General features: G+C 73.1%; 23 protein-coding genes and 2 pseudogenes. 13 read left to right on the forward strand and 12 right to left on the reverse strand.

The genetic code is table 11. The features are described 5' to 3' along the window. Window positions 1-79: 79 nt before the first annotated feature. Together E1211_RS08075 and E1211_RS08080 are read right to left on the reverse strand one after the other, a co-directional pair. Entirely contained in the window at window positions 80-517 is a 438-nt protein-coding gene (locus E1211_RS08075; RefSeq protein ID WP_132347019.1) for an ATP-binding protein, read from the reverse strand. Beyond that, the gene (locus E1211_RS08080; protein WP_076470816.1) at window positions 514-870 is read right to left on the reverse strand and encodes an STAS domain-containing protein; all 357 of its coding nucleotides are present in this window, start codon (window positions 868-870) and stop codon (window positions 514-516) included. Before E1211_RS08080 ends, E1211_RS08075 begins: the two co-directional genes overlap by 4 nt. Before the next feature lie 169 nt (window positions 871-1,039). On the opposite strand from E1211_RS08080, the gene E1211_RS08085 reads away from it, so the two are divergent. Together E1211_RS08085 and E1211_RS08090 are read left to right on the forward strand one after the other, a co-directional pair. Then, window positions 1,040-3,403: a DEAD/DEAH box helicase gene (locus E1211_RS08085; RefSeq protein ID WP_371686137.1), complete on the forward strand. Its 2,364-nt coding sequence runs from the start codon at window positions 1,040-1,042 to the stop codon at window positions 3,401-3,403. Window positions 3,404-3,627: 224 nt separating this feature from the next. Continuing rightward, complete coding sequence (locus E1211_RS08090) at window positions 3,628-4,206, forward strand: hypothetical protein (RefSeq protein ID WP_132347023.1); 579 nt, start codon at window positions 3,628-3,630, stop codon at window positions 4,204-4,206. A 120-nt stretch (window positions 4,207-4,326) separates the two neighbouring features. On the opposite strand, the gene E1211_RS08095 is transcribed toward E1211_RS08090, so the two are convergent. The 8 genes and pseudogenes from E1211_RS08095 to ssd all read right to left on the reverse strand — a co-directional run bounded on the left by E1211_RS08095 (window position 4,327) and on the right by ssd (window position 10,754). Beyond that, a complete protein-coding gene (locus tag E1211_RS08095) occupies window positions 4,327-4,917 on the reverse strand; it encodes a hypothetical protein (protein WP_132347025.1) in 591 nt (196 codons plus the stop codon). 83 nt (window positions 4,918-5,000) lie between these two features. Next, a complete protein-coding gene (locus E1211_RS08100; protein ID WP_132347027.1) occupies window positions 5,001-5,486 on the reverse strand; it encodes an Rv3654c family TadE-like protein in 486 nt (161 codons plus the stop codon). Between the two features lie 118 nt (window positions 5,487-5,604). After that, complete coding sequence (locus tag E1211_RS08105) at window positions 5,605-5,976, reverse strand: TadE family type IV pilus minor pilin (protein WP_132347029.1); 372 nt, start codon at window positions 5,974-5,976, stop codon at window positions 5,605-5,607. Beyond that, on the reverse strand, window positions 5,973-6,101 hold the full coding sequence (locus E1211_RS08110; RefSeq protein ID WP_208418639.1) for a DUF4244 domain-containing protein: 129 nt from the start codon (window positions 6,099-6,101) through the stop codon (window positions 5,973-5,975). The genes E1211_RS08105 and E1211_RS08110 overlap by 4 nt, the downstream gene beginning before the upstream one ends. A gap of 65 nt (window positions 6,102-6,166) precedes the next feature. Beyond that, a complete protein-coding gene (locus tag E1211_RS08115; protein WP_371686136.1) occupies window positions 6,167-7,012 on the reverse strand; it encodes a type II secretion system F family protein in 846 nt (281 codons plus the stop codon). Then, a complete protein-coding gene (locus E1211_RS33295) occupies window positions 7,012-8,451 on the reverse strand; it encodes a hypothetical protein (RefSeq protein ID WP_243709419.1) in 1,440 nt (479 codons plus the stop codon). The genes E1211_RS08115 and E1211_RS33295 overlap by 1 nt, the downstream gene beginning before the upstream one ends. Then, the gene (locus E1211_RS08125) at window positions 8,448-9,656 is read right to left on the reverse strand and encodes a TadA family conjugal transfer-associated ATPase (RefSeq protein WP_132347031.1); all 1,209 of its coding nucleotides are present in this window, start codon (window positions 9,654-9,656) and stop codon (window positions 8,448-8,450) included. Before E1211_RS08125 ends, E1211_RS33295 begins: the two co-directional genes overlap by 4 nt. Then, window positions 9,653-10,754: pseudogene (ssd, locus tag E1211_RS08130) on the reverse strand (septum site-determining protein Ssd). Before ssd ends, E1211_RS08125 begins: the two are co-directional and overlap by 4 nt. 270 nt (window positions 10,755-11,024) lie before the next feature. Here ssd and E1211_RS08135 point away from each other — a divergent pair. The 3 genes and pseudogenes from E1211_RS08135 to E1211_RS08145 all read left to right on the forward strand — a co-directional run. Continuing rightward, window positions 11,025-11,642 (forward strand): DUF6518 family protein, encoded by a 618-nt coding sequence (locus tag E1211_RS08135; protein ID WP_132347033.1) that lies wholly within the window; start codon window positions 11,025-11,027, stop codon window positions 11,640-11,642. Window positions 11,643-11,872: 230 nt separating this feature from the next. Further along, window positions 11,873-12,289 (forward strand): hypothetical protein, encoded by a 417-nt coding sequence (locus E1211_RS08140; protein WP_132347035.1) that lies wholly within the window; start codon window positions 11,873-11,875, stop codon window positions 12,287-12,289. Between the two features lie 156 nt (window positions 12,290-12,445). After that, window positions 12,446-12,796, forward strand: a pseudogene (locus tag E1211_RS08145) (transposase); the annotation flags it as partial. An 18-nt stretch (window positions 12,797-12,814) separates the two neighbouring features. On the opposite strand, the gene E1211_RS08150 reads toward E1211_RS08145, so the two are convergent. Further along, window positions 12,815-13,165 carry a hypothetical protein gene (locus E1211_RS08150; RefSeq protein WP_132347037.1) on the reverse strand — a complete coding sequence of 117 codons (351 nt, stop codon included), beginning with the start codon at window positions 13,163-13,165 and terminating at the stop codon, window positions 12,815-12,817. Between the two features lie 214 nt (window positions 13,166-13,379). On the opposite strand from E1211_RS08150, the gene E1211_RS08155 reads away from it, so the two are divergent. The 7 genes from E1211_RS08155 (at window position 13,380) to E1211_RS08180 (ending at window position 20,001) form a co-directional block, all read left to right on the forward strand. Then, window positions 13,380-14,279: a hypothetical protein gene (locus E1211_RS08155; RefSeq protein WP_132347039.1), complete on the forward strand. Its 900-nt coding sequence runs from the start codon at window positions 13,380-13,382 to the stop codon at window positions 14,277-14,279. A 748-nt stretch (window positions 14,280-15,027) separates the two neighbouring features. Continuing rightward, complete coding sequence (locus tag E1211_RS33300) at window positions 15,028-15,303, forward strand: hypothetical protein (RefSeq protein WP_243709420.1); 276 nt, start codon at window positions 15,028-15,030, stop codon at window positions 15,301-15,303. Between the two features lie 63 nt (window positions 15,304-15,366). Next, window positions 15,367-15,744, forward strand: coding sequence for a tyrosine-type recombinase/integrase (locus E1211_RS33305; protein ID WP_243709424.1), 378 nt, complete (start codon window positions 15,367-15,369; stop codon window positions 15,742-15,744). Between the two features lie 222 nt (window positions 15,745-15,966). Continuing rightward, on the forward strand, window positions 15,967-16,773 hold the full coding sequence (locus E1211_RS08165; RefSeq protein ID WP_132347041.1) for an HAD family phosphatase: 807 nt from the start codon (window positions 15,967-15,969) through the stop codon (window positions 16,771-16,773). Window positions 16,774-17,180: 407 nt separating this feature from the next. Further along, window positions 17,181-18,113 carry a hypothetical protein gene (locus tag E1211_RS08170; protein ID WP_132347043.1) on the forward strand — a complete coding sequence of 311 codons (933 nt, stop codon included), beginning with the start codon at window positions 17,181-17,183 and terminating at the stop codon, window positions 18,111-18,113. Continuing rightward, the gene (locus tag E1211_RS08175; protein WP_132347045.1) at window positions 18,110-19,456 is read left to right on the forward strand and encodes a methyltransferase; all 1,347 of its coding nucleotides are present in this window, start codon (window positions 18,110-18,112) and stop codon (window positions 19,454-19,456) included. The genes E1211_RS08170 and E1211_RS08175 overlap by 4 nt, the downstream gene beginning before the upstream one ends. Next, entirely contained in the window at window positions 19,369-20,001 is a 633-nt protein-coding gene (locus E1211_RS08180) for a TetR/AcrR family transcriptional regulator (RefSeq protein ID WP_132347047.1), read from the forward strand. The genes E1211_RS08175 and E1211_RS08180 overlap by 88 nt, the downstream gene beginning before the upstream one ends. Window positions 20,002-20,020: 19 nt before the next feature. On the opposite strand, the gene E1211_RS08185 is transcribed toward E1211_RS08180, so the two are convergent. Further along, window positions 20,021-20,767, reverse strand: coding sequence for an oxidoreductase (locus E1211_RS08185; protein ID WP_132347049.1), 747 nt, complete (start codon window positions 20,765-20,767; stop codon window positions 20,021-20,023). A 276-nt stretch (window positions 20,768-21,043) separates the two neighbouring features. On the opposite strand from E1211_RS08185, the gene acs reads away from it, so the two are divergent. Next, the gene (gene acs / locus E1211_RS08190; protein WP_132347051.1) at window positions 21,044-23,035 is read left to right on the forward strand and encodes an acetate--CoA ligase; all 1,992 of its coding nucleotides are present in this window, start codon (window positions 21,044-21,046) and stop codon (window positions 23,033-23,035) included. Window positions 23,036-23,185 lie beyond the last annotated feature (150 nt).

Consider the following 23,185-nt stretch of genomic DNA (forward strand, 5'->3'; position numbering starts at 1 on the left):
GAGGAAGAATCTGATATAGGAGCCGGTCCATGCCGAACAGGCCGCGCCCGATGGGCACGGCCTGTGTGGACGGAAGCGGTCAGCGGCGTACCGGCCAGACCATGCGCACCTCGGTGCCGACGCCCTCGTCGACCGGGCGGACCTGAAGGTCCTCCACGAAACCGGCGAGCAGGGCGAAACCCACGCCGGTGGTGAGCGCCTCGTCGGTGAGCGACTCGTTGGCCAGCTCGTCCGGGGGGAGCGCGGCGAGTCCGATGCCCGCCTCGATCGGCGCCCGGTCGACGACCCGGACGGCGTACTGCCCGGAGTCGGACATCTCCATCAGCACCGGGTCGTGCAGCCCGTACTGGCGGTGGAGGGCGACGGCGCGGGTGCACGCCTCACCGATGGCGAGACGCACCTCGTCGAGCAGGTCCTCGCGGACCCCGGCCCGGCGGGCGACCGCGACGCCCACCAGGCGGGCGGTGCGCACGTGCACCGGCGCCGGGGAGAAGGAGAGGCGGACCGTCGCCATCACGCGCCGGCACCCGTCGAGTCGGCGGCGATCGCCGCGTCGACCGTCGGGTGCAGCGGAAAGACCTGGTCGAGCGCGGTGATCCGGAAGATCTTCAGCAGCGGCTCCTTGTCGCAGACCAGCGCGAAGCTACCGCCCGCCGCGCGCAGCCGCTTCAGCGCGCCGACCAGCACCCCCAGGCCGGTGGAGTCGAGGAAGTCCACCCGTCCGAGATCCACCACCACGTGCCGGGCGCCGCCGTCGATCAGTTCGAGGAGCCGTTCGCGCAACCGGGGGGCGGTGTAGACGTCCACCTCACCACCGACCTCGAGCACCGTGTGCTCCCCCACGGCCCGGGTCGCCAGCGACAGCTCCATCTGTCCTCCTCGCAAGAGCCGTAAACTCTTCTGGGCATCTAACCACTACCGCCGGAAGACGCAGTCGTCACCGGCGAAGCCTCCCCCATACCCCGGCCCCCGGCTTTCCATCTCCGAACACCAGTGCGAAAGTTCTCCAGTGACTCACGACAGCTTCAGCTCGGCGCGGCTGGCGCCGCGCCATGACCTGAAGCCGTCGACCTCTGCCACCGTATCCGCAGGTGCCGGCCCCCGGCACGCGCCGGCCGAGCTGCTGGCCCGGCTGCGCGCCCGCGCCGACGCCGACCCGGTCACCCACGTCGAGCGGGTACCGGCCCGCGCGGGCGTGCCGGCCCCGTGGCCGCAGTGGGTGCCGGAGGAGCTGCGGGCCGCGTTCGCCGGGCGCGGCGTGGTCGCGCCCTGGCGGCACCAGGCCGAGGCGGCCGCCCTGGCGTACGACGGTCAGCACGTCGTGGTCGCCACCGGCACCGCGTCCGGCAAGTCCCTGGCGTACCAGATGCCGGCGCTCGCCACCCTGCTCGCGGACCCCCGGGCCACCGTGCTCTACCTCGCGCCGACCAAGGCGCTCGCCGCCGACCAGCTGCGCGCCGTCACCGAGCTGGAGCTGGAGGGGGTACGCCCCGCCTGCTACGACGGGGACACGCCGCGCGCCGAGCGGGAGTGGATCCGGCGGCACTCCCGGTTCGTGCTGACCAACCCGGACATGCTGCACCACGGCATCCTCCCCGGGCACGGCCAGTGGTCGGGCTTCCTCCGCCGGCTCACGTACGTGGTGATCGACGAGTGCCACACCTACCGGGGAGTCTTCGGCTCGCACGTCGCCCACGTGCTGCGCCGCCTGCGGCGGCAGTGCGCGCGCTTCGGAAGTGCGCCCGTCTTCGTGCTCGCCTCCGCGACCTCCGGTGACCCGGCCACCGCGGCGGAGCGGCTCACCGGGCTGCCCGTGGCCGCCGTCACCGAGGACACGTCGCCCCGCGGCGGGGTGACCTTCGCGCTCTGGGAGCCACCGTTGCTGCCCTCGGCCGACACCTCGTCCGACGCGGCCGACCTCGCCCCCGTACGCCGGTCGGCGCTGCGGGAGACCGCGGACCTGCTCGCCGACACGGTCGCCGCGGGCGTACGCAGCCTCGCCTTCGTCCGCTCCCGCCGGGGCGCCGAGGTGGTGGCCGCGAACACCCGGCGGGCCCTCGACGAGGCGGTACCCGGCCTCGGCGACCGGGTCGCCGCCTACCGCGGCGGCTACCTGCGCGAGGAGCGGCGGGAGCTGGAGCGGGCGCTGCTCCACGGTGACCTGCTCGGGCTGGCCTCGACCAACGCGCTGGAGCTCGGCGTCGACCTGGTCGGCCTCGACGCGGTGCTGATCTGCGGCTACCCCGGCACCCGGGCCTCGCTCTGGCAGCAGGCGGGGCGGGCCGGACGCTCCGGGCAGGAGGCGCTCGCCGTGCTGGTGGCCCGGGACGACCCGCTCGACACCTACCTGGTGCACCACCCGGAGGCGGTCTTCGGGCGGCCGGTGGAGGCGACAGTGCTCGACCCGGCCAACCCGTACGTCCTCGCGCCGCAGCTCGCCTGCGCCGCGGCCGAGGCCCCGCTCACCCCGGCCGACCTGGCGCTCTTCGGCGACGGGGCGAAGGAGGCGATCGACCAGCTCGTCGCGACCGGCGCGCTGCGGCAACGCCCGACCGGCTGGTACTGGCGGCACCGCGAACGCCCCCAGGTGGACCTGCGGGGCGAGGACGGAGCGCCGGTGGTCGTGGTGGAGGCGGCCACCGGGCGACTGCTCGGCACGGTGGACGGCGGCTCGTCGCACTTCCTGCTCCACCCCGGCGCGGTCTACCTGCATCAGGGTGTCTCGTACGTGGTGGACGAGCTGGACCTGGTCGACGGGTGCGCGCTCGTGCACGTCGAGGAGCCGGACTGCTCCACCCACGCCCGGGACGTCACCGACGTCTCCGTGGTGTCGGTGCGGTCGTACGTCGACGCCGGACCGGTCGGGATGTTCCTCGGCGAGGTGGACGTGACCAGCCAGGTGGTCTCCTACCAGCGGCGACGGATCGCCACCGGCGAGGTGATCGACACTCGTCCGCTGGACCTGCCGGCCCGTGAGCTGCGTACGGTGGCCGTCTGGTTCACGCTCTCCCCGGAGTCGCTGGCCGCGGCCGGCGTCGATCCGGGCGACGTGCCGGGCGGGCTGCACGCCGCCGAACACGCGGCGATCGGGCTGCTGCCGCTCATCGCCACCTGCGACCGTTGGGACATCGGCGGGCTCTCCACCGCCCTGCACCCGGACACCGAGGCACCGACAGTCTTCGTCTACGACGGGCATCCGGGTGGGGCCGGTTTCGCCGAGCGCGCGTACGGCACGGCGGCGACCTGGCTGCGGGCCACCCGGGACGCGATCGCCGAGTGCGCGTGCGAGGCCGGCTGCCCGTCCTGCGTGCAGTCCCCGAAGTGCGGCAACGGCAACAACCCGCTCTCCAAGGCGGACGCCGTCCGGGTGCTGGACGTGGTGCTGGCGAACCTGCCGTCCTGACCGCCTGGGCGCACCCCCGCCGAACGCCGTGGGCTGGTGACCGTCGGCGCGCCGCGGGTCCGGCACGCCAGGTCGACGCCGGCGTTCGGAGGACGGTACGGGGCGCCGTGACCGTCGGGCGCGCCGGCGGGTCCGGCACGCCGGGTCGACGCGGCGTTCGGGGGACGGTGCGGGGCGCGGTGTTGTGCGAAACTCCGGCGACCCTTATCGAGGAGAACACGAAGATGCAGCCCGACATGTTGCAGGCCCAGCAGCGTTTCCACATCCGCCAGCGGGTGCGGCTCATGGTCAACCAGTACGAGGTCCTCGCGGTGACGCCGGACGGTTCGGAGGGGCAGCTGCTGGCTTTCGCCCAGCAGAAGCGCCTCGCCTTCAAGGAGCAGGTCACCCTCTACACGGACGACTCGAAGCAGCAGCCCGTCCTCGGCTTCAAGGCCCGCCAGGCGCTCGACCTCGGCGCCACGTACGACGTCACCGACGCGGCCGGCAACCCGGTCGGCCTGTTCCGCAAGGATTTCGCGCAGTCCCTGCTGCGCTCCACGTGGCACGTCGAGCAGGCCGGCCTGCCGCCGGTCACCGGGCAGGAGCGCAGTCTGCCGGTGGCGTTGCTGCGGCGTTTCGTCGACTCGCTCTCCTGGCTGCCGTACCACTTCGATTTCACCGCCGGCGGCCAGCCCGTCTTCTCGGTGGTGAAGAAGTGGGGCCTGCGGGACCGGTACGTGGTCGAGATCCAGCACCCGCAGATCGACAGGCGACTCGTCATCGCCATGGCCATCGCCCTGGACGCGCTCCAGGCCCGCTGACCCCGGTGCCGCCCCGGTGACGCCGCTAGGCCGTGGCGTCCCGGGGCGCCTGCCGTCCGGGCACTCACACCAGACGTCCTCCGCTATCCGGAAGGGCTCACCCCGCGACCGGCGCGCCGCTTACCGGGCGGTGAGGTCTCGCCATCGGCTGGTCTGGGTGCGGACCCGGTCGGCCTCGGCGGCGTTCCTGACGTTCCCCAACCAGATCAAGCTCGGGTCGTCGGGCACCGAACGGTCATTGACCATCCGTGCGACGGCGGGCAGCCCAGTGGGCTCGGCGAACGAGCGCAGTCGCGCGGCCACCGCCCCACCCCGGCCAGGCCCCGTGAGGTAGACCTGGATGGCGCTGACATGTGACCAGGGCAGCAGTGGGCCCCGACCGGCGAACAGGGCGATGCCGTGTGGGCAGAGGTCGGCGGCGTACCGCCACGACTGGCGGGAGAGATCAGGCTGGGACTGGCCCCCTCCTCCGGGCGGCCGACTCGCCCGATTGACCGTCAGCCACAGAGCAAGAACCAGCATCACGAAAACGCAGGCCATGACGCCGAGTCGTACAGAGACCGCCAGTGCGCCCTCGCTCGAGAGGCTCCACCGGATTCCCACCCAGGAGACCACCACGATGCCGGCTGTGGTCAGCAGCAGTACCAGCCATCGGCCCAGACCGAGCGGACGGTGATCACGCAGGCCGATCGACGCGTCGCACCCGTGCATGCCACACCTCCCCGTTCATCGACGATGGTAGTGGCTGCCATCGCGCTGGTACACGCCTCGGATTTCGTAGGCCACATCGGACGTCAACTCCGTAGCGGGCCGGCGCGCGCGCTGACCGTGGCGACACGGGTCAGGCCGGGCAGCGGGGTTACCCTGACCTCGGCGCTGAGCACCACGTCGAGACCGTCGAGCCGACAGGCCAGCAGGTGGCCGCCGTTGCGCGCCGCGATGTCGGCCGCCGCCGAACAGGCCGCCCCGTCCCCGTCGAGCGCCCGCCCGGCACCGGCCAGCGCGCCGAGATCCGCCGCCACCGCCGCCTGCTGGCGCGCCGCCCGGGCCGCGTTCACCGCTGCGCCGAACATCCCCACCACCACGAAGACCAGCCCGACGGCGAGCAGACAGACACTTGCGCCTCCCCGCTCGCGGTCTGATCCCGTCACCGATCGGCGCCCCCAGCTGCTCAGCGCGCAGCCTCCACCCAGGTCGCCGGCACCCGCGCCCACGCTGCGCGCCCGACCGTTCGGCGCACCGCGAAGCGCACGACGGAAATCTGCCTCCACCCCGCGCATCACACCGCCCTGCGCGCGGCCGGAACCCGTCTCCGCCCCGCGCCGCCCGGAGGTCACGAGGGCCCCGCTTCCGTGTTGCCGGAGTTGCGCGGTGGGACGCCTGGCCGCTGGCGCGGGCTCACGACGGGCCCACTTCGGCGACACCGGGCTCGACAGCGGCCACCGCGGTCGCGGTCACGGTGATCCGGGGCAGTCGGGCGCCGAGTGCGCGGACCGGTGCCCGTACGGTCACCTGCACCCGCCCGCCACCCGTGGAGACGGTGAACTCCGCCCCCGCGGGCGCGGCCCGGGCACCGGCGGCGGGACCGTCCTCGCCGCGGGAGGCGGCCAGCGCGGCCTCCCGCGCCGCGTGCAGGCAGCCGGCCCGGGTGGTGACCGCGTTGACGGCCGTCAGCCCGGCGAGTAGGAGCAGCAGCAGCGCCGGCAGGCCGGCCGTCAGTTCGGCGGTGAACGAACCCCGGTCGCGGCCGGCCAGCCGGCGCCGGATCACTTGAGCGCCCGGTCGATGACGGCCGTCAACGCGGACTGGACGTTCCCGGACGTCAGGACCTTCAGCAGGATGCCCGCGAAGGCGACCGCCGCCAGCGTGCCGACGGCGTACTCGGCGGTGTTCATCCCGGCGTCCCCGCGCAGGCGGGCCAGCAGTTTGCGCACGTTGGTTACCCCTTCCTCGATGTTCCTCAGAGCACGTCACCGAGCACGGCGACGATCACCGGCACCAGGCCGGCGAGAATGAAGGCCGGCAGGAAGCAGAGCCCGAGCGGCAGCACGATGAGCACGCCTGCCCGGCGGGCCGACGCCTCCGCGGCAGTGGCCCGGTCGGCGCGCAGGTCGTCGGCGAGCCGGGTCAGCGCGCCGGCCAGCGCGGCGCCACTGTTCGACGACCGGTACGCGGCGGCGGCCACCCGCTCCGCCCCGGGCACCCCGTCGAGTGCTGACCATGCCTCCTCGGGACCACCGCCGAGCAGCAGCGTCCGGCCGACCCGCCCGAGCCGGGCCGCGAGCGGGCCGTCCAACGCCTCGGCGACCGCGAGCACCGATCTGTCCACGGGTGCCCCCGCGCGCATCGCGGCGGCCAGCAGATCCGCGGCGAGCGGCAGGTCGGCTGCCTCTCGGAGCCGGCGGTTGCGGTCGGCGGGCGGCTCGATCCGCCGGAGCAGCCGATCCAGCAGGATCGCGGCCGGCGCGGCGGTGAGCAGGCCGAGCCAGTTGCCGGCGACCACGGCCACCGCCAGACCGCCCAGCAGCGAGGCAAGCCGAATCAGGTCGGGACGCCGCCCGCGCCGGGATCCGTCGCTGTCGGCCGGAGGGCCGTCCGCGCTCACCGGGCCACCGCCGGGCACCCGGGCCGGGCGTCCGAACCCGAACCACCACCGAGGGGACCCCGACTCGTCGCGGTGCGGTGGTGACCCGGGCGGGCGGGGTTCGCGTAGCGCCCGCAGCCGGTCCAGCGGCCGGCGGCCGGTCGTCGCGGCCATCAGGGCAGCCGCGGCCAGGCAACCGGCGGCGAGGACGGCCCGGGACATCAGGCGCCCCGAGCCGGTGCGGCGCTGAGGCGGTCGGCCCAGAAGAGCCCGGCGGCCTGGAGCGCGACCGCGAGCAGCGTGCAGCCGGCCCCGATCGGGGTGCGCAGCAGGACGTGGACCGGGTCGACGCCGATGCCGTACCCGAGCCCGACCCCGCCGAGCGGAAGAGCGGCCAGCAGCCAGGCGGTGGCTCGCGCGCCCGCCGCCTGTGCGGCTGCGGCGGCCAGCCCGCGGTCGGTCGACCGGGCGTCGGCCTCGATCCGCTCCACCAGGTCGGCCAGCGGCGCGCCGGTCCGGTCGGCGAGCCGTACGGCGGCCGACGCGAGCCGGTGGAGCCGATCCGGCCCTTCGGGCTGCTCCTCCGGGTCGGCCAGCGCCGGGACCGGAAGCCCGGCCCGCAGGTCCGCGGCGAACCCGCAGAGCTGATCCAGTCGCCGTCGGCGGGTCCGCTCGACCTGCCGCGTCGACGTCCACCGGATCGCCGCGCGCATGCCCAACAGGGCGTACGCCGCCAGCGCCACGGCGGCGACCGGGCCACCGAGCAGCCCTCCCAGGCCGGCGCCGGCCAGCCCGGTCAGGAGCAGGCTGCGCCTCGGTGCCCGGCCCAGCGCACGAGCCCAGCGGGGACCGCCACTGGTAGGTGGCGCACCGGGCGGGCGGTGGAGCGTGACGCTCGGCGCCGCCGTCCTGCCCAGCGCCGCAGGGCCGCGGCCGTCCCGCCGGGTGGGCGGGCCCGACGGTCCGGACGCCCGTCCCGGCCCGGGACCCTGCCCCGTCGGCCGCGACATCCGGGGAGAGACGTCCCCGCCGGCCGACCACCCCGCGCTCTTCGTGTCGCCGGTGGCCTGCTCCCGCCGGCCCGCTCCGACAGGCGACGCCTGCGCCGGTTGGTGCGCGTGACGGGCGGAGAGCCGACCGGCCGCTTCCTCCGGCGGGTGAGCGGGCGCTGCCACCGGGCTCGGCGCGGTGACGAGCCCCGACCATCCGCCGGTCGCACCCGCGTGGTCGACGCCGCCGGCTGGATGCCCGAGCGGGGCGGCCTCCGCGCCGACGGGCGGACGCTCAGGCGCCCCAGCCGGGCGCGCCAACGGGGTGGTCTCCACGTCGCTCGGCGGGCGCCGGGGCGCCCCGGCCGGCTGCGGCCGTTCCGTGCCGGCGGGGTGGCTCGGCCCGGCCGTAGGGTCTCGGCGCGCAGCCACGCCCGCCTCTGCTGAGCACCGCTCGGGTCGGGCGTCCGGGGCACCCGGAGGATCGTCCCGGTTCCTCAGTTCGGCGACCCAGGCGATGAGCGCCTCGTCCGCCGAGCGGCGCGCCCGCCGTCCCGAGCCGCCGATCGTGCTCATCAGCGCCCGGCGACGGGCCCGGGCGCCACCCACTGGCCAACCGACGAGGACGGCCGCCACCAGCAGCACCAGCGTCGACCAGACCGCCGGGCTCATGCCGGCCCCGCCGATCCGGGCCAGGGCTGGCTGAGGATCGGCGGCACCGGCACGCCCCGCTCGCGCAGCAGCGTGGCGAGGGCCCGGGCGGCCGGGCCGGGGCCGCGCCCGCGCGCCCAGGCGGGCACCACAGTGACCAGCCGGTCCGGTTCCTCGGGCAGCAGCAGGTAGACCGACTCCAGCACCCGGCCCCGGTCGCTACGGCGCACCTGCAACAACACCTGCAAGGCGGCGGCGACCTGGGCGTGCAGCGCGGCACGCGGCAGCCCGCCGAGCATTCCCAGCGCCTCCAGGCGGGCCGGCACGTCGGTCGGGGCGTTGGCGTGCAGGGTTCCCGCGCCGCCGTCGTGGCCGGTGTTCAGGGCGGCGAGCAGATCCACCACCTCGCCACCCCGGCACTCGCCGACGACCAGCCGGTCGGGTCGCATCCGCAGCGCCTGGCGGACCAGGTCGGCCAGGCCGACCACGCCGGATCCCTCCACATTGGCGGTTCGCGCCTGCAACCCCACCACGTGCGGATGCCTCGGCCGCAACTCGGCGGCGTCCTCCACCAGCACGATCCGCTCGGTCACCGGTACGAGCCCGAGCAACGTGTTGAGCAGGGTGGTCTTGCCCGAGCCCGTGCCCCCGGTCACCAGGTAGGCGAGCCGGGCCGCCACCACGGCGGAGAGCACCGGTGCGACGGACCGGGGCACGGTACCGTGCTGCACCAGCTCGTCCAGGGTGAACGGCCGCTGCCGGAAGGTGCGCAGCGACAGGTACGGCCCGTCCGTCGCCACCGGCGGCAGGACGGCGTGCAGCCGGGTGCCGTCGGCGAGCCGGGCGTCCGCGTACGGGGAGCCGTCGTCCAGCCGCCGGCCGGCGCTCGCGGTCAGCCGCTGCGCCAGCCGGCGTACGTCGTCGGCCGAGCCGAGCGGCACCGCCACCTGGTGCAGGCCCTGCCCCCGGTCGACCCACACCCGGACGCCGTTGACCAGTACGTCCGTCACCTCTGGGTCGGCCAGCAGCGGGGCGAGCGGACCGGCGCCGACCAGCTCGTCGCGTACCCGGTCGGCCATCCGCAGCACCGCCGTGTCACCGAGTACGGCGGCGTCGGACTCGGCGCGTACGGCAGAGACGATCGCGGCCGGCGTCACCGGGGTCGCGGAGGAGGCGATCCGCTGCCGTACCCGGGCGGGGAGGCCGTCGTCCGATCTGCCGGTCATGCCGCACCGGCCGTGGGTGCGCCGGTGAGCTCGGCGACGATCCGCTGGCAGAGGGCGGCCAGCGGGCCGCGCCCCGTGGCGGCGGGTGCCTCGCCCCGCTCGAGCCCCCGCACGATCGCCGGCTCGGGTCGGAGCGTGCCGGCCAGCGGGAGCCCGAGTGCCCGCGCCACCTCGTCGGCCCGCAGCCGGCCGGGTGCCGGCCCGCGCACGATGACCGAGAGGTCGGCGCAGTGCAGGGCGGCGGTGGCCGCGACCCGGGACGCCGCCGCGATGGCGCGCAGCTCCGCCGGGACGACCAGGTAGGCCCGGTCGGCGGCCTGCAACGCGATTACGGCCGCGTCGTCGAGTTGCCGGGGCAGGTCGACGGCGACGAAGTCCCGGCCACGGCGGGCGGCGTCGAGGGTGGCCGCCATCGCCGGGGCCGGCAGGGCGAGCAGGTCACCCCGATCCCAGGAGAGCACCACCAGGTCGCCCCGGCGGGGCAGCGCCCGGACCAGCGCGGGTGCGTCGACCCGACCGTCGGCGTCGGTGAGCGACGGCCAGCGGAGCCCGTCCAGCTGTTCCCAGCCCAGGACCAGATCGAGCCCGCCGCCGAGCGGGTCGGCGTCCACGAGCAGCGTCCGCAGCCGGGTGCGGGCCGCGGTGACCGCGAGCCCGCCGGCCAGGATGCTCGCCCCGGCACCACCCCGGCCGCCGAGCACGGCCACGATGCGGGCCGCGGCCACCGGCCGGTCGGCGCCGTGTTCGGCGAAGCGGTCCACCAGCCACGGCTCGGCCGCCGGCAGGGTGGCGACGTGCTCGGCACCGATCAGCTCGGCCACCTCCCAGCCGGGGTCGAGTTCGCCGGAGCGGCCCACCAGGACCAGGGCGGGGACGCTGCGGCAGCCGGGCCCGCAGGCAGGGCTGCGCCTGGTCGACGCCGACCAGCACGAGCGGCGCCGGCAGCCAGCGGGTGCGCGCGGCAGCCGGATCGGGGGCGAGTTCCACCTCGGCACCGCCGGCGGCGGCGAGCCGGAGCAGGTCGTCGAGGAGTACGCCGTCACCCGTGACGACCAGCGGGCGCCGGCCGGGTGACGGGACGGAGGTACGGGGTGGCATCGCGGCCTCCAGCAGTGAGGGCTCGAAGTGCTGCCCGAGACCCTGCTCGCGATCCGCGCCGTCGGCCGCCCCGCGGAGGTCGGCTGTGGACAACCGCGTCGGCTGTGGACAGCGCCCGGCGCAGCAGTGGATCTGCTAAGCCTCGTGTCGTACGCCCTGTTGAGCCCCGGGCGGACACTGCCCGGGGCTCGGCCGACTCGCGCCGGGGCCGCCCGGGTGCGCGCGAAGGCCGCCAAACTTCCGCCGGTGAATACTGAGTATGCTTCCCGGGTGCAGCCCGATCGTCGAACGGCGGCCCTCGTCACACCGGTGGCCGGTTTCCTGCTCGGATTCCTGGACTTCGTGTGGATCAAGTGGGTGCCGTACCCCTTCGCGGAGCTGGGCAACTCCACCGCCACCTGGGCGATCGCCGCGTTCGTCCTCGGCTACTGGATCCGGTCGGGCTGGTTACGCGCGGCGCTCGGCGCCGTCGCCCTGCTCGTCGTAGCGGTGCCCAGCTACTACGTCGCGGCGGCCCTCCTCCAGGGCGACAGCCTGGCTGCGGTGTGGGCACCGACATCGCTGGTCTGGATGCTCTTCGGCGTCCTCGCCGGCACCGTCTTCGGCATCGGCGGCGCCTGGGCGCGGGCGACCGGCTGGCGCGGGATCCTCGGGACCGCCCTGCCGGCCGCGGCGCTCTTCGAGGAGGCGGCACGGTTCGTGGGCAAGGTCGAGGATCCGCACTACCCCTCGGGCGCCGAGTGGAACATCGCCATCGACGCCGCGCTCGGTGTACTGGCCGTGGTGTTGATCGGCAGGTCGAACCGCCGGCGAGCACTCGCGCTGGTCGCCGCCCTACCGCTCGCCCTGGTCATCTTCGTCGGATTCACGTTGGCCGGTGGCTTCTGAGCACTGCGGCCCGCTGGTCACCGCGCTGTGTCGTACGCGGCGACACGACGCGCCCCGCTCCGCGCGACCCGGAAAGGGACGACCCCGTCGGGGGGATGCGGTCTCGCGCTGCCTCCTTGCCGCCTCGCTGCCTGGGTTGTGGTCGGCAGGCAGCGCCAAGGCCAATGCCCCGGTCGATAAGTACGAGGGCTCAGGCACCAGGCCGGCATGGCCGTGGAGGATCGGGGACCATGACGACGCACTTGCGATTGGTACTGTCCGGCGCATCACTAACCCTGCTCGGCGGCCTGCTCCTGGCGGCGGCGACGGTCGGCACCTGGCTCGCCTGGCTGAGCTGGAACACCGGCTACCGGATCGACCCGGAGACCGGCGCGACCAGCGGCCCGTACGCGGTGTGGCAGGTGGCCGGCTGCGTGCTCACGCTTGCCGTGATCGCCGCCGCCGGCGGCTGGTGGCTCAGCCCCTGGTTGGTCGCGCCAGTGATGGCGCTCGCCTTCACGCTTCCCTGGTCCGTGGACGCCGCGTCGAGCGATCGCACCGGGCTGTGGGCGGTAGGCGCGATTTTGGTGCTTATAGGCACGGCGGCCGGCAGCGGGGTGGTCAGCCTGGGTATCCACCTGCTCCGCCGGCGACTGACCGGCTCGTGACCCGGCACCGCCGCAGCACCTGCCCTCACACCACTCCTACCGCGAGTGCGGCTGTGGCCCTGCACGGCCGCCACGTCAAGCGGACCTTGACGCACGTATGCACGCTGCCGGAACAGACGGATTCTCCCGGCCCGTTGCGGGCCGCCTCGAAGGCGTACAGAAGGCGACAACCCCCACCGGCTGCGGTCCGAAGCCGCCTTCGCCCGACTCTGCGGCGTCGCCCCCATCCCCGCCAGCTCCGGACGGACCGACCGCCATCGCCTGCACCGCGGCGGAGACCGTGACGCCAACAGCGCCCTTTGGCGGATCACCCTCGTCCGCATGCGATGCCACCAGCCCACCAAGGACTACGTCGCTCGCCGCACCGCCGAGGGCGAGACCAAGCCCGAAATCATGCGGTGCCTCAAGCGCTACGTCGCCCGCGAGGCCTTCAGCCGTCTCAGCGGACCGACGCCACCACCGCTACAGGCCGAAGCAAAGCAGGGCAGGACGTCGGCAGCTGGGTAGTGATACGCCGCCGGTGCTCTACGGCCAAGCCTCCCACGGCAGCGCCTCTCGCCAGCCTGGCCCGCCGGAAGCCCAGTCCGCCAGGACTTTCGCGATGGGCTCGACTCCGATCACCACCGGCTGCCTCGGCACATGTGCCTGGAAGTGCTTGTCCTCACCGCCCTCGCGGTATTCCACCTGGTAGCTCAAGTCGTCATTGAGGAAGACCTGCATGTAGTGCTGCCCCGCCGGCTCCAGGTCAAGCCTCTCGACGATGAGAAACCGCCACGTCAGGTTCAGGTCCGCGAGAGCGTCATGGAGCGTCGTCTCGGACGGATCATCCCAAACCTGTCCGCCCGCCTCACGCGCCCTCACCACCGGCCCAGCCACGGCCAGACTCTACCGCTACGTCAAATGCCCGCCGCTATGGCCGGAAGTTTGACAGAAATAGGAGCGTCCACATCGGCGGCAGTCGGCTGTCGGGTCTCCGGACCTGCATGACAAGTCGGTATCAGGACCTGCGCGACACTCCCGCATTCACCGACATCACGGGCGTGGGTGATACTTCCTTGCCCGCTGATCGAGGGCGACAAGGAGCAGCCGCATGCAGCCGGAGTCCGGAAACGGCGACGACGCCGTCGCACGCGCGCGGGAGCTAGTTCTGGCCAAGCAGTTCGAGCCCGCCGTCGCACTGCTGCGCGAACATCTGACTGCACATCCGGACGACGGTGTCGGCTGGCGCCGCCTCGCCAACGCGTTGATCGGGCTCGACGAGGAAGCGGCCGCGGTCGAGGCGGCCGGCCGAGCAATCGAGGTCAATTCCGAGGATGCGGTGGCCTACCGCTACCGCGCGCTGGCTAATCAGCTGCTCAGCAGGTACCGGGAGTCGTATGCCGACGCGAAGCGCGCAGTGGAGCTTGCACCCGATGATCACGAGGCACTGAGCCTGCTCGCCTTAAATGTCCTCGCGGTCAGTCGCGACACGGCACGGTTCAAAGAGCTCATCCAACGAGCGCTCATCGTGAATCCAGGCAGCGCCGCGGCGAGGGGCGCGCTCAGGGGGTATCGGGCGATCCAGCGCCGCACCGTGGCGGTCGCGGCAAACCTCGCGGCCTTCCCGGTCGCGGTCGTGCTGCTGTGTGGTTGGTTCGCGGTAGACACCGGCAGGTCGAGCGACGCTCGTTGGATGATCTGGCCCGGCTTCGTCGCCTTAGCCGCCATGGTGGTTATCGGCCCGCTCACTCGATCGGCAGAACGAGTGTTCCCGATGCTCACGTTGACCCAGGTGTCCACGGCGGCGATCGCCGCCGGAGTCATCGCGGCCGCTGCGGGGTACGGCGCCACGCGAGCAATCCCAGCCGCAGCCACCCTTGGCCTGACCTCCGTCGCGATATCAGGCTTGTCGGGAATCCCCCTCTCGCGTCGCGGCGCACGAAAAAGCACGTCAATAGAACCAACGACTGGCCGTAGCGCACCCAGCCGGTTTGCGTCACGCAGGTCCTGAGACCGATCTGTCACGCGGGGCCGGAGACCAGACATCGCCGGCAGACGGCCGCCACCTGCTGGCCTGTCCGCAGGATGGTGGGAGTCGGGGGCCTTCCCTAGGCTGAGCACATCGCAGCCCTCGTCGATGTCGCCCGGGAGATCGCGCGGCGCAAGTCGGAAGCCCCGTTGCCGCGGAGGTGGAGTCACGTTCGTGCGGTTGCGGCCGAGGCTCAGGCCGTCAGCGCGGCCGTCTCGCCCGAGGATCATGACGTGTTGGTGGCCTCCGCGTGGTTTCACGATGTGGGTTACAGCCCTGACTTGGTCGATACCGGCTTCCACTCCCTCGATGGCGGGAGGCGGCTGCGACGGGAGCAGTTCGACGACAGGATCACCGGGCCCGACGTCGACAGCCTCGATTGCGAGGCGGTGCAAGCGGGCGTCGGGTCGGGGGTCAGCATGGTGACCGCAGGAAAGGCGGCCTCGAACTATCGTGCCGCACATGCTGTTCGATGCCTCCCTCCCACAGTTGTTCTTCGCCCTGGTCTTATGGCTGGCTGGGCAGGCCGTTCTGTACCTCGTGATCCGGACAGCGGTGCGCCACGCCATGGAGGACGCGGATCGTCGTCGAGCATCAGAGCGACGCGGGTAAGCCGCAGAGTCCCGCCCCGCCGGCCGATGCCGGCCGTAGGTTGCCAGCAGGCCGAGTGGGGCGGGACCACGCCACGCCTGCACGGCGCCTTGATCGGGGGTGGCTGCACGTCGCCCAGGTGGCGGTGGAGACCCACGGCGGAATCGTGCTGCGGGCGTATCCGAAGACGCGGGCCGGCGTACGGGCGGTGCCGATGCCGCCGTTCCTCGTCGACGAGCTGCGGCGGCGCGGGACCGCGGTGCCGGACGGGCGGGCGTTGGTCTTCGCCGACCGGGACGGCGGGCCGCAGCGGCGGTCGAACTTCCGGCGGCGAGTGTGGCTGCCGTCGCTCGTTTGCTCCGGGTTGCTCGGTCGGGTGGTCGAGGTGGGGCCGGGCCGGTGGGTGGCGTCGTAGCCGGATCGGGACGGTCGGGAGCAGCGGGCGGAGTTCGCCGACGAGGCGGCGGCAGTGGCGCAGGTGGGGGCCTCGGCGTTCGGCGGGCTGCGGTTCCACGACCTGCGGCACTCGTACATCACCTGGCTGGTGACGGACGGGGTGCCGGTCAACGTGGTGCGGCGGGTCCTGGGGCACGAGAAGGCGTCAACGACGCTGGACCGTTACACGCACACGCCCGACGACTACGCCGATCGGATGCGGCTGACGTTCGCTGACGATTCGCTGACTTTCCGCCCGTCGCCCCGTTCAACGGGCCCGGGAGACACGGCTTCACCTGGGCCGGAGGCGAACCCACAAAGGGACGACCCCCGTCGGGGGGAGACGGGGGTCGTCGGGAGGTTCGGCTCCGGGGGGGTCGAGCCGAACCAACTCAGCGGTCACGGGGGGTGCAACCGCTGAGGGTCTGCCTACTGTCGGATATGAGCACTCGTCGTGCGGACAAGTCTGCCTGAGCGGACCTGTTACGTCGAGTGGTGTTCACTCCACTCCCTGCGAATTTGTTTTCGCAGAGTGTGATCGCGGTCACGGTGCGCAGAGGTGACCGGGTCCGGCCGCCGATCTGGCGATCATTGGACCCCGGGCACCCGCCGACCATAGACCATCGGACTAGACTTTCGCGCCGTGGGCCGAGGTGCCGCTTTTTTCGATCTGGACAAGACCGTCATCGCCAAGTCGAGCGCCCTGGCGTTCGGCCGTCCGTTCTACCGGGACGGGCTGATCACACGCCGTGACGTGGTCAAGTCGGCGTACGCGCAGCTGATGTTCCGGCTGGGCGGCACCGACGAGCAGACCATGGCTCGCACCCGGGACTACCTGGCGACACTCTGCAAGGGCTGGCCGGTGGAGCAGGTCCGCCAGATCGTCGCGGAGACGCTGCACGAACTGATCAACCCGTACGTCTACGCCGAGGCCGCCGCGCTCATCGAGGAACATCACGCGGCCGGCCGGGACGTGGTGCTCGTCTCCGCCTCCGGCGAGGAGATGGTCCGACCGATCGGCGAGCTGCTCGGGGTGACCGACGTGATTGCCACCCGGATGGCGGTGGAGGACGGCCGGTACAGCGGCGAGGTCGAGTTCTACGCGGCCGGCCCGAGCAAGGTCGAGGGCGTGAACCGGCTCGCCGAGGAGCGCGGCTACGACCTGGCCGACTCGTACGCCTACTCCGACTCGTACAGCGATCGGCCGCTGCTGGAGTGCGTCGGTCATCCCACCGCCGTGAACCCGGACCGGCAGCTGCGCCGGCTCGCCACCGAGAACGCCTGGCCGGTGCTGGAGTTCCGTCATCCCATCCCGCTGGGCCGGCGGCTCCGCGAGCGTCCGGCGGTCCCGGTGGCCGCGGCGGCGCTCGGCGTCGGCGTCGGGGTGGCGATCGGCATCGCCTGGTACGGGCGACACCGGCGCACCCGGGCGGCCTCCACCGCCACCTGACCCGGCCCTTCCGCCACCTAGGCGGTCAGGTCACGAAGGCCGCACCACTGGCATGCCGGGCACCCGACCGCGCCACTTCCGGCCCGGCACCTCCACCGCTGGCTCACACCCACCGGCTCCTCCACCGCGACGACCGCCGGCCAGCCGCCGCGGCCAGCGCTGACGGCCGCCGCCAGGCCTGCTGTGTCATTGCCGTGGAACAGACCGGACAGTGCCATGGGCCCATCGCGACCCGTTGCGGCGCAACCTCACCTGTTCGGCTCCGAGCGGCGCAATCCGCCGCCCCCACCATGAAGGCCTGACCGCACCCGGCTCGCGGCTGACTGCCGCCGTCAACCCACTTGAGCAAACGCTCAAATCTTCCTATGCTTCCGCCTTGAGCGACCGCTCAAATGCGGGGAGGAAACATGCCGGAGCAGGACGAGGCGAAGCCGGAGCCGGACCAGCCGGAGCCGCACGAGCCGCAGCCGGAAAGAACGATTGCCAACTGGGTCCTGGCCGGTCTGATCACGGCCTTCGGCCTGGTGGTCTTCACGGTGGCGGTACGCGACGGCCACGCTGACAGCGCCCTGCTCTTCGTGGCGCTCCCGGTGATCCTGGCCGCGGCGCTGGCCCTCACCCCCGGGCGCACGTCCCACGGCCGGGTCTTCAGCGTCACCACCATCGCGCTGCTGCTGGCCGCGGTGGCGCTGCACGAGGGTGCGATCTGCGTCGTACTCGCCGCACCGCTGGTCTACGCGGTGGCCCACGGCAGCACCGCATTCATCCGGCTGGTCCGTCGCTCCTCACGGACGTACGCCGTGATCGCCGTACCGCTGCTGCTCCTGCCCGGCCTGGAAGGTAGCGGAATCGGGCCGCGGATCGACCCCGGCCAGTTCGTCGAGGTGACCCGCGTCGTCAACCTGCCGCCCGATGAGGTGGCGGGCCGCATCGCGGCCGGGCCACGACCGGCCGCCATCCGGTCCGCGGCTCTGCGGCTGCTCGGCGTTCCGACGCCCGGACAGGTCGTCGGCGACGGTCTGGCGCCAGGAGATCGCTGGGTCTTCGGATACCACGGCAGCGCGCATGGCCCCGGCGGCCACCTGCTCGCCGAGGTCGAGGTCAGCGAGCCCGGACACCTCAGCTTCCGCTTCGTGGAAGACACCTCGATCACCGGCCGCTGGCTGACGTGGCGGCACGCCGACCTGCGCTGGCAACCAGCCGGATCCAACCGTACGCAGATCCGCGTCGCCGTGCGGTACGAGCGTGGTCTCGACCCGTCCTGGTACTTCGGTCCCCTGCAGAACGCGTTGCTCGGTGAGGGCGTGGAGCACCTGCTCGACATGATGACGCTGCGATGACGGCCGCCCGTTATCTCGTCCTGGTGGTGCCGCTGCTGGCGGTGCTCGCAGCCGCACGGTTCGAGCGTGGTCGTCACGCCCGAGCCGCCGCTCTGTTGGCCTTCGTGGTCAGCATGATCGGGATCGCCGCCCTCAACGACGCCGCCCGGCTGGCCGGCTGGTTCGCCTTCGCCCCGGTTACCGGTGCCTGGCGCGGCATGCCGGTCGACCTGTGGATCGGCTGGGCCGCCCTGTGGGGCCCACTGCCCGTGCTGTTGCGCCGGGTGCTCCCGCTACCGCTCGCGCTCGGCCTGCTGCTCTGGTTCGACGCGGTCGCGATGCCCACGCTCACGCCACTGGTCCAGCTCGGACCGCACTGGCTGGTCGGCGAGGCGGTCGGCCTGATCGCCGTCGCCCTGCCGGCGCAACTGCTCGGCAGGTTCAGCGCCGATCGCCGCCACCTGCGTACACGGACCCTGCTCCAGGTCGGCCTCTTCACCGCGATGCTGCTGTGGTTCCTACCCACCCTGGCCTTCGAGCTGGGCGGCGGGTCGTGGGCCCCTCTCAGCGCGATGTCGGTGCCGATGCTGCTGATCGTCGCCCAGGTTGGACTGCTGGTCGCCGCGCCGGCGCTCGCGGCGGTGCGCGATTTCGCGGCCCTCGGCGGCGGCACGCCCTACCCGTGGGACCCGCCCCGCCGGCTCGTCACCACCGGCCCTTACGCCTACCTGGCGAACCCCATGCAGCTCGGCGCGGTGGCCCTCGTGCTGGTCGTCGCCACAGCCACCCGAAGCCCCGCGCTCGTGGTCGTGGCGGTGACCGCGGTCGCCTTCAGCGCGGCCGTGGCTCGGCCACACGAGGAGCACGACCTTGCGAGGCGGTACGGCCTGCGTTGGCGGGACTATCGGCGGCAGGTGCACAACTGGTGGCCGCGCTGGCGACCGTATGCCACCGGTGCTTCCGCGGTCCTCTGGCTCGATGACGACTGCGGCCCCTGCACGGCGGTCTGGCGCTTCCTCGACCGCCGGGCCCCGGTGAACCTCACCATCGCACCTGCGGCGGAGCACCCGCAGGTGCTGTGGCGGGCCGGGTACGCGGGCGGCGACGGCCACACGGAACGGGGGGTGGCCGCCGTCGCCCGCGCACTCGAACACGTCAACCTGGGCTGGGCATGGGTGGGCTGGATGCTGCGACTGCCGGGGGTCACCTGGCTGGCACAGCTGGTCAGCGATGCGATGATCGCACCGCCCCATCCAGTGAGTCGGCGAGGAGAGCGATGTCCGACACCAAGCAACGGCTGCTCGACGGGACGATCACCGCGATCCGCCAGTACGGCATCGCAGGTGTGTCGGCCCGGACCATAGCCGCGGCCGCCGGGGTGAACCAGGCTCTCGTCTTCTACCACTTCGGCACCGTGGACGACCTGCTCACAGCCGCCTGCCGGGCGAGCACCGCCGAGCGGGTGCGGCACTGGTCGACCAGCCTGGAGCAGGTCCGCTCCCTCCGGGAGCTTCTCGCGGTCGGGCGGGAGCTGCACGAACAGGAACGGGAACTGGGCAACGTCTCGATCCTGGCGCAGATGCTGGCGGGCGCACAGGGGGACGAAGGGCTCGCCGCGCCCACGGCGGCGTCGCTCCAGCTCTGGGTTGACGCGATCGAGATCGTCCTGCTCCGGCTCCTCGACGGGTCCCCGTTCGCAGAGGTCGCCGACGTGCCCGGGCTGGCCCGGGCCGTGTCCGCCGCGTTCATCGGCCTGGAGCTCTACGACGGGGTGGACCGCGCGAGCGCCGACCAGGCACTGTCCGCGCTCGACCAGCTCGCGGTGCTCATCGAGGTCGTCGACGACCTCGGTCCGATCGCTCGGCGAGCGTTGCAGGGCAGGATCAACCGGGCCGCACGGCGGAGCTGACGGCCGGACCAGCCCCGGCTCAGGAGGCGGCCAGCACCTCGTCGCCGATCCGGGTGAGTTCGTCGGCGGCCACCTCGACCGCCGTCATGTAGTGCCGCAGCCAGGAGCGGAGCCCGTCGGGGGTTCCGGTGGCGAAGGCCCCGGCCGCACCGACGTACTCGGGCTCCCGCTCGTGATGGCCGACGTCCACCGCGAGCAAGCCGCGCGGGTCGGTTCCGCTGGCCAGCAGCACCAGCCGGGCCGCGCCGCGGGCCACCACGCCGGACGGGCCGGCGAACGGCCGCAGCGCCAGCAGCTCGCCGTGCACGACGGACGCGAGCACCAGCGGGGTGACCCGGGTGCCACCGGCCACCAGCGCCGCGAGGTGGTCCAGGCGGGCGCCGACCACGGGGTCGGCGACCGGCCGCCCCAGCTCCGGCTCGGGTACGACGTCGCGGGCGGCGAGGACGTGCAGTCTGGCCAGCGCCTGCCGGGGCGCCTTCGGCCAGAGGTCGGTCAGCCCGGGTAGCGCCCCGGCGACGCGCAACGCGCCCTGGAGCACCGGGTCGGTGACGGTGCCGGCCCGGACCGCCTCGCGGTCGTACCCGTACCCCTCGAGGGCGGCGCTGGCCACCGCGGACCGGAGGCTCACCTCGGCGGTGACCTGCCCCCCGTGCCGGCGCAGCGCGCGGTGCCGCAACGCCTCGTCGAACCGTTCCCGGGCCCGCTGCGCGGCGGGGGCGACGTCGGCGAGTTCGAGCAGCGGAGCGAGCGGGTCGGTGGTCACCCCGTCACGCTAGCGACCCGGGTGGGGGCGACGGCGACCAACCGCCGCCGGGGCGAGCGACAGCACCCGGAGACGGGCGCAGCGGGCGCCGCCGCGGTTGCCGCGCGGGCCGAGGGTCGAGCCGCACAACGCGCCGCGCATCAGCGTCGCGTGCAGTTGGGCGCGCGACGTGGGCCGTTGGGCGCGGGGGCGGACTCCCGGCGGTCGCCTCACCTGGCCGGCCGGACTAACCTCTCCTGACGAGACTCAGGTCACCCCGAGCGACGAGGAGCACGGATGAGCGAGGCATTGGCCAACTTGCTGAACGAGACGCGCCAGTTCCCGCCGCCGGCCGAGCTCGCCGCGAACGCCAACGTGAAGGCCGGCGCGTACGACGAGGCGACGGCCGACCGGCTGGCTTTCTGGGAGCGGCAGGCCGGGCGGCTGACCTGGTCGAAGCAGTGGGAGCAGGCGCTCGACTGGTCGAACGCGCCGTTCGCGAAGTGGTTCGTGGGCGGCCGGCTCAACGTGGCGTACAACTGCCTGGACCGGCACGTGGAGGCCGGCCGGGGCGACAAGGTGGCGATCCACTGGGAGGGCGAGCCGGGCGACACCCGGACCCTCACCTACGCCGACCTGCACAAGCTCACCTGCCAGGCGGCGAACGCCCTCACCGATCTGGGTGTCACGGCCGGCGACCGGGTGGCGATCTACCTGCCGATGGTTCCGGAGGCGGCCGCCGCGATGCTGGCCTGCGCCCGGATCGGCGCCACGCACAGCGTGGTCTTCGGCGGCTTCTCCGCGGACGCGCTGACGAACCGGATCCAGGACGCCAGCGCCAAGGTGGTCATCACGGCCGACGGCGGCTACCGGCGGGGCAAGCCGTCGGCGCTCAAGCCGACCGTGGACGAGGCGGTGGCGAAGTGCCCGTCGGTGGAGCACGTGCTCGTGGTCCGCCGTACCGGTGAGGACGTCGCCTGGTCGGCGAAGGACCACTGGTGGCACGAGACGGTGGAGACCGCCTCGCCGGAGCACACCGCGGAGCCGTTCGACGCCGAGCATCCGCTCTTCATCCTCTACACCAGCGGCACCACGGCCCGGCCGAAGGGCATCCTGCACACCACCGGCGGCTACCTGACCCAGGCGTCGTACACCACGCACGCGGTCTTCGACCTGAAGCCGGAGAGCGACGTCTACTGGTGCACGGCGGACATCGGCTGGGTGACCGGCCACTCGTACATCGTGTACGGCCCGCTCTCGAACGGCGCCACCCAGGTGATGTACGAGGGCACGCCGGACACCCCGCACAGGGGCCGGTTCTGGGAGATCGTCGACAAGTACAAGGTGACGATCCTCTACACCGCGCCGACGCTGATCCGCACCATGATGAAGTGGGGCGAGGACATCCCGGCCGGGTACGACCTCTCCTCGCTGCGGCTGCTCGGCAGCGTCGGCGAGCCGATCAACCCGGAGGCGTGGATCTGGTACCGCCAGTACGTCGGGCGGGGCGAGCTGCCCGTCGTGGACACCTGGTGGCAGACCGAGACCGGGGCCATCATGATCTCCCCGCTTCCCGGGGTGACCGAGGCGAAGCCGGGCAGCGCCATGGCGCCGCTGCCGGGCATCGTGGCCGACGTCGTGGACGACCAGGGCCAGTCGGTGCCCAACGGTGGCGGCGGCTACCTGGTCATCAAGGAGCCCTGGCCGTCGATGCTGCGTACCGTCTGGGGCGACGACAACCGTTTCCTCGAGACGTACTGGTCCCGGTTCGGGGCCGGCGCGAGCGGCGGGTCGGGCGACTGGGTCTACTTCGCCGGTGACGGCGCGAAGAAGGACGACGACGGGCACGTCTGGCTGCTCGGCCGGGTCGACGACGTGATGCTGGTGTCCGGGCACAACATCTCGACCACGGAGGTGGAGTCGGCGCTGGTCTCCCACCCGTCGGTCGCCGAGGCGGCGGTGGTCGGCGCGACCGACCCGACGACGGGGCAGGCGATCGTGGCGTTCGCGATCCCCCGGGGCAGCGTGGAGAGTGGGGGCGACGCGGGCGAGCAGCTCATCGCGGACCTGCGTAACCACGTGGCGAAGACGCTCGGCCCGATCGCCAAGCCCCGGCAGATCCTGCTCGTGCCCGAGCTGCCGAAGACCCGCTCCGGCAAGATCATGCGGCGGTTGCTGCGGGACGTGGCGGAGAACCGGTCGCTGGGCGACGTCACCACGCTCCAGGACTCCTCGGTGATGGAGCTCATCGCGGCCGGCATGAGCGGCGGGAAGTCCGACGAGGACTGACCCCTGACGTACCGGATGGAGGGTGGTGGCCGAACGGCCACCACCCTCCGTCATTTCTTACGGCTTGCGACACGACCCGATACCCGGTGTCACATCGGTCGGTCGGGTGAACCGAAAAAGACTGAATGGACACAGGGGGCCTCCGACCCC

The sequence above is a fragment of the Micromonospora sp. 15K316 genome (assembly GCF_004348525.1).
GTDB lineage: Bacteria > Actinomycetota > Actinomycetes > Mycobacteriales > Micromonosporaceae > Micromonospora.